14 protein-coding genes are annotated in these 12,730 nt (G+C 67.4%); 8 read left to right on the top strand and 6 right to left on the bottom strand.

The features are described 5' to 3' along the window. Positions 1-29 precede the first annotated feature (29 nt). The gene (locus AC07U0_RS04800) at positions 30-593 is read right to left on the bottom strand and encodes an S-type pyocin family protein (protein ID WP_494718872.1); all 564 of its coding nucleotides are present in this window, start codon (positions 591-593) and stop codon (positions 30-32) included. 129 nt (positions 594-722) lie between these two features. On the opposite strand from AC07U0_RS04800, the gene coaBC reads away from it, so the two are divergent. The 3 genes from coaBC to AC07U0_RS04815 all read left to right on the top strand — a co-directional run bounded on the left by coaBC (position 723) and on the right by AC07U0_RS04815 (position 2,923). Then, positions 723-1,958 carry a bifunctional phosphopantothenoylcysteine decarboxylase/phosphopantothenate--cysteine ligase CoaBC gene (gene coaBC / locus AC07U0_RS04805; protein WP_494718873.1) on the top strand — a complete coding sequence of 412 codons (1,236 nt, stop codon included), beginning with the start codon at positions 723-725 and terminating at the stop codon, positions 1,956-1,958. Then, positions 1,959-2,408, top strand: a complete 450-nt coding sequence (gene dut / locus AC07U0_RS04810; RefSeq protein ID WP_494718874.1) for a dUTP diphosphatase — start codon at positions 1,959-1,961, stop codon at positions 2,406-2,408. Between the two features lie 107 nt (positions 2,409-2,515). After that, on the top strand, positions 2,516-2,923 hold the full coding sequence (locus AC07U0_RS04815) for a hypothetical protein (protein ID WP_494718875.1): 408 nt from the start codon (positions 2,516-2,518) through the stop codon (positions 2,921-2,923). Here AC07U0_RS04815 and AC07U0_RS04820 read toward each other — a convergent pair. Next, the gene (locus AC07U0_RS04820) at positions 2,920-3,846 is read right to left on the bottom strand and encodes a DMT family transporter (protein ID WP_494718876.1); all 927 of its coding nucleotides are present in this window, start codon (positions 3,844-3,846) and stop codon (positions 2,920-2,922) included. The genes AC07U0_RS04815 and AC07U0_RS04820 overlap by 4 nt on opposite strands. Before the next feature lie 167 nt (positions 3,847-4,013). Here AC07U0_RS04820 and AC07U0_RS04825 point away from each other — a divergent pair, with 167 nt between their 5' ends. Then, positions 4,014-4,385, top strand: coding sequence for a hypothetical protein (locus AC07U0_RS04825; RefSeq protein ID WP_494718877.1), 372 nt, complete (start codon positions 4,014-4,016; stop codon positions 4,383-4,385). Positions 4,386-4,403: 18 nt separating this feature from the next. On the opposite strand, the gene dapB is transcribed toward AC07U0_RS04825, so the two are convergent. The 3 genes from dapB to dnaK all read right to left on the bottom strand — a co-directional run bounded on the left by dapB (position 4,404) and on the right by dnaK (position 8,473). After that, positions 4,404-5,153: a 4-hydroxy-tetrahydrodipicolinate reductase gene (gene dapB / locus AC07U0_RS04830; RefSeq protein WP_494718878.1), complete on the bottom strand. Its 750-nt coding sequence runs from the start codon at positions 5,151-5,153 to the stop codon at positions 4,404-4,406. 25 nt (positions 5,154-5,178) lie between these two features. Further along, the gene (gene dnaJ, locus AC07U0_RS04835) at positions 5,179-6,381 is read right to left on the bottom strand and encodes a molecular chaperone DnaJ (RefSeq protein ID WP_494718879.1); all 1,203 of its coding nucleotides are present in this window, start codon (positions 6,379-6,381) and stop codon (positions 5,179-5,181) included. A gap of 184 nt (positions 6,382-6,565) precedes the next feature. Then, positions 6,566-8,473 (bottom strand): molecular chaperone DnaK, encoded by a 1,908-nt coding sequence (gene dnaK / locus AC07U0_RS04840; protein WP_494718880.1) that lies wholly within the window; start codon positions 8,471-8,473, stop codon positions 6,566-6,568. Between the two features lie 367 nt (positions 8,474-8,840). On the opposite strand from dnaK, the gene AC07U0_RS04845 reads away from it, so the two are divergent. The 4 genes from AC07U0_RS04845 (at position 8,841) to AC07U0_RS04860 (ending at position 11,821) form a co-directional block, all read left to right on the top strand. Continuing rightward, positions 8,841-9,251 (top strand): hypothetical protein, encoded by a 411-nt coding sequence (locus AC07U0_RS04845; protein WP_494718881.1) that lies wholly within the window; start codon positions 8,841-8,843, stop codon positions 9,249-9,251. An 82-nt stretch (positions 9,252-9,333) separates the two neighbouring features. Beyond that, a complete protein-coding gene (locus AC07U0_RS04850) occupies positions 9,334-10,212 on the top strand; it encodes a hypothetical protein (RefSeq protein ID WP_494718882.1) in 879 nt (292 codons plus the stop codon). 18 nt (positions 10,213-10,230) lie between these two features. Continuing rightward, a complete protein-coding gene (locus tag AC07U0_RS04855; RefSeq protein ID WP_494718883.1) occupies positions 10,231-10,848 on the top strand; it encodes an alpha-ketoglutarate-dependent dioxygenase AlkB in 618 nt (205 codons plus the stop codon). A gap of 70 nt (positions 10,849-10,918) precedes the next feature. Continuing rightward, complete coding sequence (locus AC07U0_RS04860; RefSeq protein ID WP_494718884.1) at positions 10,919-11,821, top strand: dienelactone hydrolase family protein; 903 nt, start codon at positions 10,919-10,921, stop codon at positions 11,819-11,821. Positions 11,822-11,837: 16 nt separating this feature from the next. Here AC07U0_RS04860 and AC07U0_RS04865 read toward each other — a convergent pair whose 3' ends face one another. Further along, complete coding sequence (locus tag AC07U0_RS04865; protein ID WP_494718885.1) at positions 11,838-12,695, bottom strand: HAD family hydrolase; 858 nt, start codon at positions 12,693-12,695, stop codon at positions 11,838-11,840. Positions 12,696-12,730 lie beyond the last annotated feature (35 nt).

The following is a 12,730-nucleotide window of genomic DNA, read 5'->3' on the forward strand; positions in this document are numbered from 1 at the left end:
CCCTTCTCCGACCGACGCGGTCGTCGCCTTCACGAGTTCGGGGCGGAGCCTGTGCTCGCCCCAGCATTTCGACGCACGCCGAAGTTGGGCGCCCGCTCCTTCTGCTGGGCCCAATAGGCAGGGCCGTCATCCGGCTTGAACATGGTCCGGGGCGTACCATCCCGGGCCACGACAGCGAAGGTGTTGGTCGAGGCCTGGTAATAGAGGGTGTCGCCGTTCGGCCGTTTGGCCGTATCCGCCCCCGCCGGCGGGTTTTTGGCGAAGGCCTGCATCCGCGCCGCATAGTCCTCGGCCGAACGCGCGCCGAAAGCCGCGCCGTTGCGCTCGTACAGCCGCGTAATCTTGGCGTCGGCCGTCTCCCGCCGGTTGGCGGTGACCACGCCCTTTTCCGCCGGCGCCCCGCCGCCGGACTCAGGTCCCATCGCTCCGGCCTGCGCCGCTCCGCCGAGCGCCGCGGCGGTCAGGACCGCCCCCGCCTCCCCGGCCCGGTCCCGGGTCTGGACCGCCGACGGCCCATTGTCGCAACCACCCGCCAGAAGAAGCACCGCGCCGACGCCCAGCACCGCCCCGGTCCTGATGATCAATCCGCCCATCCAACCCTCCCTTGCATCGCTGAACGCAGTTATGCATAGGTTGCATGTTCCTGCAATGTTCTTTTTCGCGGTTGTGCGTCGCCCCTGCCCTGCCTCGACGGCGACCGGCGGCCCGGCTAGAGACAGGACATGACCACAGGCGCTCTCCAGTCCCGCAAGATCCTGCTGATCGTCGGCGGCGGCATCGCCGCCTACAAGGCGCTGGAGCTGGTCCGGCTGATCAGGAAGGCCGGGGGCGAGGTCCAGACCATCCTGACCGCCGCGGGCGCCGAGTTCGTCACCCCCCTGTCCCTCGCGGCCCTGACCGGCCACCCGGTGCGCCAGACCCTGTTCGCACCCGAGGACGAGACGGCCATGGGCCATATCGAGCTGTCGCGCTGGGCCGATCTGATCGTCGTGGCCCCCGCGACCGCCGGCCTGATCGCCAAGGCCGCCAACGGTCTGGCCGACGACCTGGCCTCCACCACCCTGATCGCCACGGACAAGAAGACCCTGCTGGCCCCGGCCATGAATGTGCGCATGTGGCTGCACCCGGCGGTTCAGGCCAATGTCGCCCGGCTCAAGGGCTTCGAGGGCTTCCACGGCATGGCCGTGGTCGGTCCCGACGACGGGGAAATGGCCTGCGGTGAGTTCGGCCCCGGCCGGATGGCCGAACCCGCCGCCATCCTCGAGCGGATCATCGACCTGCTGACCGGCCCCGACGGCAGGCCGCTCACAGGCCGCAGGGCGGTCGTGACGGCCGGCCCCACCTTCGAGGCCATCGACCCCGTACGCGGCCTGACCAACCGTTCCAGCGGCAAACAGGGCTATGCCATCGCCTCGGCCCTCACCGCCCTCGGCGCCGAGGTGACGCTGGTGTCCGGCCCGACCGGTCTGCCGGTCCCCGTCGGCGTCACCCGCGTGGATGTCGAGAGCGCGCTGGAGATGAAGGCCGCGACAGAGGCCGCCCTGCCCGCAGACATCGCCGTCCTGTCGGCCGCCGTCGCCGACTGGCGCATCGACACCATCGCCGGCGGCAAGATCAAGAAGGGTCCCGGCGGTCCGCCGACCCTCGCCCTGATCGAGAACCCCGACATCCTGGCCGGTATCGCCGCCCCCGGCCCGAGCCGCCCCGCCCTCGTGATCGGCTTCGCCGCCGAGACCACGGATCTGGAGGCCAATGCCCGCGCCAAACTGTCGAGGAAGGGCTGTGACTGGATCGTCGGCAACGACGTCTCAGACGACGTTTTCGGTTCGGACGGCAACGCCGTCCTCCTGGTCACCCGCGAGGGGACCGAGAGCTGGCCGCGCCAGCCCAAGACCGCCATCGCCCGCGCCCTCGCCGCCCGGATCGCCGATCACTTCCAGACCGACGGAAAAGCCTGAATGACCACCCTGCGGATCCAGCGACTGCCCCATTCCGAGGGGCTGGCCCTGCCGACCTATGAGACGACCGGCTCGGCCGGGATGGACCTGCGCGCCGCCGTGCCCGCCGATGCCCCCCTGACGATGGCTCCGGGCGCCCGGGCGCTGGTGCCGACGGGCCTCAGGATCGCCCTGGAGCCCGGCTGGGAGGCCCAGGTGCGGCCGCGCTCGGGTCTGGCGCTCAAGCACGGCGTCACCTGCCTGAACTCGCCCGGCACCATCGACAGCGACTATCGCGGCGAGGTCGGGGTGATCCTGATCAACCACGGCGCTGAGCCCTTCGTGATCCAGCGCGGCGAACGCATCGCCCAGATGGTCATTGCGGCGCATGCCCAGGCCCTGATCGCCGAGGTCGACAGCCTCGACGAAACCGCGCGCGGCGCGGGCGGGTTTGGATCGACCGGGCGATAGGCTCCGTGTCATTCCTTCCCGGCCCTCCGCTGGAGCGAGAAAGTTCGCTGCTCCTCATGGGGATCGGGGAACCCTCAACCAACGACCTTCGCCTTGTTCTCCTGGAAATGAAGCGACAGCCGGTCGTCGTCGACACGGAACTTGGACCCGCGAATCCGGTGGAGCCCGACGAGACCAGCCGCGCCTTCGAACTGACCTGGTGGCGATACGTCGCCTACAGCATCCGCAACGAGAGTTTCTATCAGCCTGAGGAAGGGCAGGCCTTGCCCGAGGGCCTGAGCGGAACCCGGGAAGCCAGCGCCTATCTGGCCTATGTCTCGACGACCACCTTCGCCTCGGATGATTATCCGGGACCGCTGACCCACTGGTTCGTGAACGCCGAATGGCACTGCATTGACGTGGTCAGCGACAACGCGCCCGAGGTGCGGGAACTCGATCCCGAAGAGGTATCGGTTCTGATCGAGGCCCGCCAATCCCCTCCGGTCTTCGCCGCCTCACCTCGCAAGGTCCACTAGACCGGCGCGGACGTCGTCTGGACCATCCGGTCCTTGCTGCGCTTGTGTTCGCGCCAGACGGTGTAGAGGCCGCTGGCGGCGATCAGGACGCCGCCGATCAGGGTGTTCAGGCTGGGCGGGCTGTTCATCAGCCACCAGCCGAAGATCACCGCCCCGACGATCTGCAGATAGTCGAACGGCGCCACCGTCGCGACCGGCGCGGCCTTGAGCGAGGCGGCCGAGGCCAGCTGGGCTAGGGCCCCGGCGAAGCCGCCGGCCGCCAGCAGTCCATAGGTCGTCAGGTCATGCCAGTGGCCGAAGACCGGCAGCATCAGCCCGCCCACGACCACCGAGGCGGAGAAGAACCAGAAGACGATCGCCGCCACATGTTCGGTGTCCTTGAGCTGGCGCAGGGTTACCGTCACCCCGGCGGTGCCGAGCGCGGCCAGCAGGCCGAACACCACCCCGACCGGCGGCGGGGCATGACCCGAGCCGGGCCTGAGCACTACGGCGACACCGATGAATCCGACCAGCACCGCCACCCAGCGATGCCGCCCGATGACCTCCTTCAGGACCAGGGCGGCCAGGATCGTCGCGAAGATCGGGGCGGTGAAGCCGAGCGTCGCGGCGTCCGGCAGCGTCAGAAGCGTCAGGGCCTGGAAGGTGCACAGGATCGAGGCGATGCCGAGCCCGCTACGGAACAGATGCGCCCACGGCCGTTCGGTGCCCAGCACCTGCACGCCGCCATGCATGGTCAGAACCCAGACCAGCACCACCGGCAGGCCGAACAGGGCGCGATAGAACAGCATCTCGGGCGCATTGACCCCGTGGGTCGTCGCCAGCTTGAGCACCGCCGACATGATCGAGAAGAAGCCCGCCGAGGCGATCCTCAGGGCGATGCCATAGGCGATCCGGTCAGACTGTGCGGTCGCCGTCCCGCTCATGCTTTCAAGGCCTTGCCGATCATCCGGGCTCTCTAGCGGAGCCGTGCGCCCCTGTCCGGTTGAAATCGCACACGCGCGGGCGGAGCGAATCTCCAATACCGGCGTTAACCCTGCTTCATGCGGCCAAGCTGCGTTTCCGGCAGGCCCCCAAACAGGAGCGGTGCGTGATGGAAAACTTCCTCGATCAGATCGGTTCGCTTCTGAGCGGCCTGTTCGCCCTGGCCCAGGGCGGTTTCGACGGCGTCAATCAGGTGGTGGGGCTGATCATCGCCCTGATCGCCGCGCTGGTGATGCCGGCCTGGCGCAGCCTGTGGGGCACGGCGCTCGGCGCCGTCATCGTCGACCGTCTGGTGGTCATGCTGCGCCCGGCGCTGGACGGCGGCCAGATCGCCCTGCCCGACATCATGACCATGGGCTTCTGGATGACGGCCCTGGCCCTCTTCCTCGGCTATGCGATCGTGATCTCGATCTTCTTCTTCCTGAAGACCCTGCTCACCGGCAGCGCCTTCCGGTCACACGGCCATCGCCACGCGCACTAGACCCTGAGAGCTTCGCCCTCAGGCCTGCCTGAAGCCCAAAACGTCCTGCATGTCATAGAGGCCCGGACCGCGGGTTCGAACCCAGGCCGCCGCTGCGACCGCGCCCTTGGCGAACAGGCTGCGGTCGATGGCCGAGTGGCTGAGCGTCAGGGTCTCGTCCTTGGAGGCGAACAGGACCGTGTGCTCGCCGACGATGCCGCCGCCGCGAATAGAGGCGAAGCCGATCTTGCCCGGCTCGCGCTCCCCGGTGATGCCGTCATAGGGCTTCTGGCGAACTTCCTCGAGGTCGTGCCCGCGCCCGTTGGCCGCCGCCTCGCCCAGCATCAGGGCCGTGCCCGAGGGGGCGTCGACCTTCAGCCGGTGATGGGCCTCGATCACCTCGATGTCCCAGTCGCGCGCGTCCAGCCGCAGGGCGGCGTGCTCGACCAGACCGATCAGGATGTTGACGCCCAGCGAATAGTTGCCGCTACGCACGATGGCGACCTTCTCGGACGCCTTCAGGATGCGGACGTCCTGTTCGGGAGTGAAGCCGGTCGAGCCGATGACCAGGGCCGGTCCGCCGCGTTCGGCCGCCAGCTCGGCCAGGCTGACAGAAGCCTCCGCCGTCGAGAAGTCGATGACCACGTCGCACAGGCTCAGGTCGGGGGTCTCGCCCCAGTCGAAGCGCACGGCGACCATGACGTCGTCGCGCTCATCCAGCACCTGATCGACCGCACGGCCCATCCGGCCGCGTGCGCCGGAGATACCGGCATGAAAGATTCCGCTCATCGACGCACTCTAAGCACGAACCGGCTTACGCCGCAGTCTCTTTCGAGGGATCGCTCTCCGAACCGAGAATATCGGCCCAGAAGCGCTTGGCCTTGCCGGCGAAGGAGGTGTTGCGCGGGTTCTGGCCCTCGCCGAACGACTGGGCCAGCTCCTGCATCAGCTCCTTCTGGCGGGGCGTCAGGTCGGTCGGGGTCTCGACGAACAGCTCGACCACCAGATCGCCGCGCTGGCGGCCGTTCAGGTGCGGCATGCCCTTGCCCTTGATGCGAACGGTCTTGCCGGTCTGGGCGCCGGCGGGGACGGTCACAGGGGCCTTGCACTCGCCGTCGCAGGCGGTGGACACCAGACAGGGCGCTTCGATATCGCCGCCCAGGGCCGCGACCGTCATCGGCACCGGCACGGTGCACAGGAGGTCGAGGTTGTCGCGCTCGAACAGTTCGTGCGGCTGAACCGACAGGAAGACATAGAGGTCGCCGCGCGGGCCGCCGCGCTGGCCGGCGTCGCCCTCGCCCGTCAGGCGGATGCGCGAGCCGTCGTCCACACCGGCCGGAACCTTCAGGTTCAGGGTGCGGGTCTTGCGGACCTGACCGTGGCCGTGGCAGGTGGTGCAGACATCGGCCGCCGAGATCTTCTGGCCGGCGCCGCCGCAGCTGGGGCAGGTACGCTCCACCTGGAAGAAGCCGTTGGCCTGGCGCACCCGGCCCTGACCGGCGCAGGTCGAACAGGTGGTCGGCTTGGCGCCCTTCTTGGCGCCCGTGCCCTCGCAGGTCTCGCAGGTCAGGGTCGAGGGGACCGAAATCTCGACCTCGGCGCCCTGATAGGCCTGCTCCAGGGTGATCTCGAGGTCGTAGCGCAGGTCCGAGCCGCGGCGCGGGCCGTTGTTCTGCCGACCGCCGCCGCGACCGCCGAAGACGTCCCCGAAGGCGTCGCCGAAGACCTGGGAGAAGATGTCGTTGACGTCGTGGAAGCCCTGCTGGCCGCCGCCGAAACCGCCGCCACCGCCGCCGTTTACACCGGCATGGCCGTAGCGGTCATAGGCGGCGCGCTTCTGCTCGTCCGACAGGACGGTATAGGCCTCGGAGATTTCCTTGAACTTCGCCATCGATTCTTCGGAGCCGCCGTTGCGGTCCGGATGGTGGATCATGGCCAGTTTGCGATAGCTGGATTTCAGTCCGGCGGCGTCAATAGTCCGCTCGACCTCCAGAATCTCGTAATAGTCACGCGCCATCGGGCGAACTCGTCCTCTATCCCTTGTCGGCCCGGCGTCGCCTCTGCGGGCGATCGGCGCGGTCCGTGACCCAGTCAGTGCCTGTCAAACACATGGTAAGCGGGTCGTGTGATGCAACCTTCATAAAAGAAGACCCCGCTGCCGTCTGACAAGCGGGGCCCTCACATTTACAGAGCGTGTTGTTTTACGCGCTCTTCTTCTCGTCGTCGTCGCCGTCGACTTCCTCGAACTCGGCGTCGACCACGCCGTCATCGGCCGTGGCGGCGACGTCTTCGTCACCGGCCTGGCCCTGGGCGTACATGGCTTCACCCAGCTTCATCGAAGCCTGGACCAGGGTGTTGGTCTTGGCGCGGATGTCTTCCGGGTCCGTACCGGCTTCCTTGGCGGCCTTCAGGTCGTTGAGGGCGGTTTCGATCGCGCCCTTGACGTCGGCATCGACCTTGTCGCCGTGATCGGCCAGAGCCTTCTCGGTCGAGTGGATCAGGCTTTCGGCGGCGTTGTTCGCCTCGACCAGGTCCTTCTTGGCCTTGTCGGCCGTGGCGTTGGCCTCGGCTTCCTTGACCATCTTGTCGATGTCGGCATCCGACAGGCCGCCGTTGGCCTGAATGCGGATCGACTGTTCCTTGTTGGTCGCCTTGTCCTTGGCGGTGACGTGGACGATGCCGTTGGCGTCGATGTCGAAGGCGACCTCGATCTGCGGCAGGCCGCGCGGCGCCGGCGGAATGCCCATCAGGTCGAACTGACCCAGGACCTTGTTGTCCGCCGCCATCGGGCGTTCGCCCTGGAAGACCCGGATGGTCACGGCCGACTGGTTGTCGTCGGCGGTGGAGAAGACCTGGCTCTTCTTGGTCGGGATGGTGGTGTTGCGTTCGATCAGCGGAGTGAAGACGCCGCCCAGGGTTTCGATGCCCAGGGTCAGCGGGGTCACGTCCAGCAGCAGCACGTCCTTGACGTCGCCTTGCAGAACGCCGGCCTGAACCGCGGCGCCCAGAGCCACGACTTCGTCAGGGTTCACGCCCTTGTGGGGCTCCTTGCCGAAGAATTTCTTCACGGCTTCCTGCACGGCGGGCATGCGGGTCATGCCGCCGACGAGGACGACTTCATCGATGTCCGAGGCCTTGAGGCCCGCGTCCTTCAGCGCCTTGGCGCAGGGCTCGATGGTGCGGGCGATCAGGTCGTCGACCAGGGCTTCCAGCTTGGCGCGCGACAGCTTGATGTTCAGGTGCAGCGGGCCCGAGGCGTTCATGGTGATGAACGGCAGATTGACCTCATAGGAGGTCGTGGACGACAGCTCCTTCTTGGCCTTTTCAGCCTCTTCCTTCAGGCGCTGCAGGGCCAGCTTGTCCGAGCGCAGGTCGACGCCCTGCTCCTTCTTGAACTCGTCGGCCAGGTAGTCGACCAGACGCAGGTCGAAGTCCTCGCCGCCCAGGAAGGTGTCGCCGTTGGTGGCCTTCACTTCGAAGACGCCGTCGCCGATTTCCAGAACCGAGACGTCGAAGGTGCCGCCGCCCAGGTCGTAGACGGCGATCTTCTGGCCGTCGTTCTTGTCCAGGCCATAGGCCAGGGCCGCCGCGGTCGGCTCGTTGATGATGCGCAGCACTTCCAGGCCGGCGATCTTGCCGGCGTCCTTGGTGGCCTGACGCTGGCTGTCGTTGAAGTAGGCGGGCACGGTGATGACGGCCTGCGTCACCTTCTCGCCGAGGAAGGCCTCGGCGGCCTCCTTCATCTTGATCAGGGTGAAGGCCGAGATCTGCTGGGGCGAATAGTCCTTGCCGTTGGCGCGCACCCAGGCGTCGCCGTTCGGGCCCTTGACGATCTCATAGGGGACCATCCCCTTGTCCTTCGCCACAACGGGGTCATCAAAATTGCGGCCGATCAGGCGCTTGATGGCGAAGAAGGTGTTGGTCGGGTTGGTGACCGCCTGGCGCTTGGCCGGCTGGCCGACCAGGGTCTCGCCCGCGTCCTGGATGGCGACGACCGACGGGGTCGTGCGGTTGCCCTCGGCGTTCTCGACGACCTTGGGGTTCTTGCCTTCCATGACCGCAACGCACGAGTTGGTCGTGCCGAGGTCGATACCGATAATCTTGCCCATGGGCTTTATTGTCTCTCCGTCTGGCGGGCGGTGCGGCGGCCTTTTCAAGCTAAGCGCCGCGCGTGACCGTCCCCGGTTGGTCGTGATGTCCCTCGCGGGAGGGACGGTGGATGGTTTTCCGTTGGAAAGCCCCCAGTGATTTCGGGGCCTCTCCGGCTGGTGCGGATATGGGAAAGCCCTCATGCCCCGCAAGGCCTTGATGTGCAACGTCGGGATTCAACCCGAGGACTCTTTGCCCCTTCAGACCCGGAATCAGACCCTGTCAGCCGTCGTCAGACCCCGTCAGGAGCCCTGCTGGCGGAACGGCGGTAGATTTCCTCATCGACGGACGCCGCCACGGCCTGCCGTCCGGGGAAAGGATCACACCATGACCAAGTTCGCTTCCATCGCCCGCAACGCCCTGATCGGCCTCGCCCTGATCGGCGCGGGCTCAACGGCGGCCGCCGCTGAAACGGGTCAGGCGACCCTGGTCGCCAAACCGCTGGCGGTGCTCAAGGTCGCCCAGTCGCGCGACGGCTATAATCGCCGCGTCACCATCCACAACCAGACTGGCTGGACCATGCTGCGCTTCTATGCGTCGGACGCCCGCGCCGACAGCTGGGAAGAGGACATCCTAGGCCGCGACACCCTGGATTCGGGCCGCAACTGGACCGTCAACATCGACGACGGCTCGGGCGCCTGCGTCTACGATTTCCGCGCCGAGTTCACCAACGGCCAGGTCCTCGAACGCCGCGGCATCAACGTCTGCCAGATCGCGGATTATTATTACACGCGGTAACTGAATACCAAGGCGGGCCCGTAAAGCCCCGCTTAGTCTCTCTGTGTCAGGATCCGGGCTTCCAGCAGAAAGCTCGGATCCGATGACGCTCGCGACACTGACCCTCGCCCGACAGACTGCGGGCTTCAAAACCGACCTCAAGGCGGCGACCGAAAAGCCCGCCGCGACCCTCGCCGCCCTGCTGAAGGCGGAGTCCGCGCCATCCTCAAGGGTCGCCGACAGGGCGTCCGAAAAGACCGAGGCCGCCCGCACCGCCGCGACCTCGCTTGAGGACATGCAGAAACAGCGGCGGGATTCGCTCAAGGCCCAGGCGAAGGCCCAGGTCATGGCCCTGATCGAACGCATCAGGACCCTGAAACAGTTCGCCTCCGACAATCCCCAGGTCATGGCCAAACAGCTGGCCGCCATCACCAAAGACCTGAAATCAGCCATCAAGGCCTATGCCGATGCCGGCGGCGCGGCCCGCGACCTCGGCGGCGCCTCCGCGAGCGCCCCGTCCGCCCCCGCCGCCGCGTCTGGTCCCGCCGAAGAACCGTCGGAAAAGGCCTCCACCGCTGACAGGACTGAAGGGGAAGGCGCCGCCGCTGCCGCTGCCGAACCACAGGACGCCGAAGCGGTCACGGACGCGTCGTCCGATGCAAAGGCCACTTCCGCCGTCCCCGCCCCCGCCGTCGATCCGCGCAACCTCTATGAAAAGATGCGCGACGAGGTCAGCGGCTCGGAGGCCGCCGGCGACATGGACTTCGTCAAACTGGTGCGCGGCGTCGGCAAGGTGATCCGCGAACTCCTGACCAAAGCGAAGATCCAGACCGCCCTCAAGGGCCCCGACGACGAGACGAAGAAGGCCTTCAAGGAGACCGAGGAGGGCCTCAAGGATGTCGACAAGGCGCTGGAACAGATGGACCGCGACATCCGCAACTCCTCGCCCGCCGCCGGCATGTTCGTGGCCCTCTACGCCTGATCGGCCTAGAAGGGCGGCGTGATCCCGCCGCCCGAAATCCCGACCGGCCTGCCCGGCTTCCGCCTGTGGCCCTCCGCCTTGTCGGAGGCGGAGCAAAGCGCCCTCGTGGAGCAGGTCTTCGCCGCCATGGAGACCGCGCCCCTCTATCGGCCCGTGACGCCGGGCGGTCGGCCCTTTTCGGTGCGGATGACCAACCTCGGCCCGCTCGGTTGGGTCTCGGACCGGAACGGCTATCGCTACCAGCCGACCCACCCGGAGACGGGCGCAGCCTGGCCCCCGATCCCGCCCGTTCTTCTCGACCTCTGGGACCGCCTGACCGGCTGGCCAGCGCAGCCCGACGCCTGTCTGGTCAACCTCTATCGGGAGGGGGCGAAGATGGGATTGCATCAGGATCGCGACGAGGCCGATCACGGCGCGCCCGTCCTGTCGGTCTCGCTGGGCGACACCGCGACCTTCCGCATCGGCCCGGCCGAGGGCGGCAGGACCTCGACCTTCCGCCTGACCTCCGGCGACGTCTGCGCCCTGACCGGTCCTGCAAGGCTGGCGCGGCACGGGATCGACCGGGTGCTGGAGGGCTCGTCACGGCTGATCCCCGGCGGCGGGCGCCTCAATCTGACACTGCGCCGGGCGCTTTAGGGACTCGACGGTCGCGCCGGTCGGGACCAAGGTCCCCTCCGCATTCAATCGACCCGTTCCGGAGCGCCGCATGACCGTCCTGATCCGTCCCGAAGGCCAGACCGCAGACGACCTGAAGTTCTCGCGCCGCACGCTCGGCGTCGGCGCCGTCGGCGGCCTCTTCTTCAGCCAGTATGCGGTCGCGGCCCTGGCCCAGTCGGCGGAACCCGTCGTCACGGATTCCCACGGCCTGACCACCGCCGATGTCACCTACCCCGCGCCGGACGGCTTCGCCCTGCCCGCCTATGTGGCCCGGCCCGAGGGCGACGGTCCCTTCCCGGTCGTGATCGTCGTGTCTGAGATCTTCGGCGTCCACGCCTATATCCAGGACATCTGCCGCCGCCTGGCCAAACAGGGCTATGCGGCCATCGCACCCGCCTTCTTCGTCCGCGTTGAGGACCCGGCGCCCCTGTCCGACATGACCCGCATCCGCCAGATCGTCGGCGCCGCCAAATACGAACAGGTCATGGGCGACGTCTCGGCGACGCTCGACTGGGCCAGCGGCCAGCTCTGGGCCAATGGCGACAAGGTCGGGATCACCGGCTACTGCTGGGGCGGCAAGGTGGTCTGGCAGGCCTGCGCCCGGTTCCCTGTCATCGATCAGGGCGTCGCCTGGTACGGGCAGCTGGCCCCGTCGGCGACCGCCACGCCCGAGCAGGCCTCGGCGGGGACGCCCTGGCCCGTCGATCTGGCCGACGACCTGAAATGCCCGGTGCTGGGCCTCTACGGCGAGCTCGACCAGGGCATCCCCCAGACGGCGGTCGAGGCTATGCGCGCAGCCCTGCGCAGCGCCGGAAACACCACCAGCGAGATCGTCGTCTATCCGGGCGCCCAGCACGGCTTCCACGCCGACTACCGCGCCAGCTACAAGGCCGACGCCGCCGCCGACGGCTGGGGCAAGCTGCTCAAGGTCTTCGAGGCGAAGCTGAAGTAGGCTTCAGGCCCCGGACCTAGGCTTCGCTGGCCGGCATCACCCCGGCGGTGATGGCGATCCGGCCGATCAGGCCCTTGACGATCAGGTCCAGCGGCTGGCCCTCGCGATAGTCGGCCGCCGCGACGAAATTGACCCGGTCCTCGGAGATCAGGCTGTAGACCTTCTTCTGATCCCGGGCGGTGTTCAGGGGATCATAGACGGCGATCGAGAAGCCGCCCTTGGTGTGCATCATCTTCATGGTCGGCACGTCGGTGTCCCCGTCGCCGAGGAAGATCATCCGCTCGAACGGCACCGGCCGGTCGTCGTCGGCGGTGAACTTGTTGATCCGCTCGTGGTCCCAGTGGTTCAGCACCCCCTTGTTGATGCGGAAGAGGTACTGGGTCTTGGTCGTATAGTTGACGCCCACCGCCGGCCAGATGGCCGTGCCCGTGTCGTCATAGGCGAATTTCGACGCGAAGACGTGGTGGAAGGCGTCTCGGATCGGGCAGCCGTCGATCATCTCCTCGAGGCCGGCCGAGATGATGTAATGCTCGATATCGAGGCCGTATTTCTCGCCGATCTCGTTGATGCGCTCGAACCAGCCCTTGCCGGTCAGATCCGACTTCAGCCCGTCGAACAGCTTCACATCCTCGCCGTGGCCGGCCAGCAGCTTGCGGGTGATGGGGGCGCCGTGTTCCCGCGCCCGCTGCAGCATCAGTTGCATGTACATCAGGATATTGTCGGCGTCGTTCGACTTGGTCAGCCGGTCCGCCTCGCCCCAGAAGTCGCCGATCCCCATGCCCAGCGAAGGGATGAAGGTCACCTCCTGCATGTTCCCCCGCGCGAGGGTGCCGTCGAAATCGTAGATGATGGCGGTCTTGAGAAGCTCGGTCATGCGGCTCCTCTATCGCGTTCACGCGGGCTTTGAAA

It is taken from the genome of Brevundimonas sp. GW821-FHT02A10 (genome assembly GCF_059422025.1).

Bases quoted from the DNA above. Each gene is read 5' to 3' on its own strand.
- AC07U0_RS04800 (WP_494718872.1), bottom strand. From the start codon at position 593: ATGGGCGGATTGATCATCAGGACCGGGGCGGTGCTGGGCGTCGGCGCG.
- coaBC (WP_494718873.1), top strand. From the start codon at position 723: ATGACCACAGGCGCTCTCCAGTCCCGCAAGATCCTGCTGATCGTCGGC.
- dut (WP_494718874.1), top strand. From the start codon at position 1,959: ATGACCACCCTGCGGATCCAGCGACTGCCCCATTCCGAGGGGCTGGCC.
- AC07U0_RS04815 (WP_494718875.1), top strand. From the start codon at position 2,516: ATGAAGCGACAGCCGGTCGTCGTCGACACGGAACTTGGACCCGCGAAT.
- AC07U0_RS04820 (WP_494718876.1), bottom strand. From the start codon at position 3,846: ATGAGCGGGACGGCGACCGCACAGTCTGACCGGATCGCCTATGGCATC.
- AC07U0_RS04825 (WP_494718877.1), top strand. From the start codon at position 4,014: ATGGAAAACTTCCTCGATCAGATCGGTTCGCTTCTGAGCGGCCTGTTC.
- dapB (WP_494718878.1), bottom strand. From the start codon at position 5,153: ATGAGCGGAATCTTTCATGCCGGTATCTCCGGCGCACGCGGCCGGATG.
- dnaJ (WP_494718879.1), bottom strand. From the start codon at position 6,381: ATGGCGCGTGACTATTACGAGATTCTGGAGGTCGAGCGGACTATTGAC.
- dnaK (WP_494718880.1), bottom strand. From the start codon at position 8,473: ATGGGCAAGATTATCGGTATCGACCTCGGCACGACCAACTCGTGCGTT.
- AC07U0_RS04845 (WP_494718881.1), top strand. From the start codon at position 8,841: ATGACCAAGTTCGCTTCCATCGCCCGCAACGCCCTGATCGGCCTCGCC.
- AC07U0_RS04850 (WP_494718882.1), top strand. From the start codon at position 9,334: ATGACGCTCGCGACACTGACCCTCGCCCGACAGACTGCGGGCTTCAAA.
- AC07U0_RS04860 (WP_494718884.1), top strand. From the start codon at position 10,919: ATGACCGTCCTGATCCGTCCCGAAGGCCAGACCGCAGACGACCTGAAG.
- AC07U0_RS04865 (WP_494718885.1), bottom strand. From the start codon at position 12,695: ATGACCGAGCTTCTCAAGACCGCCATCATCTACGATTTCGACGGCACC.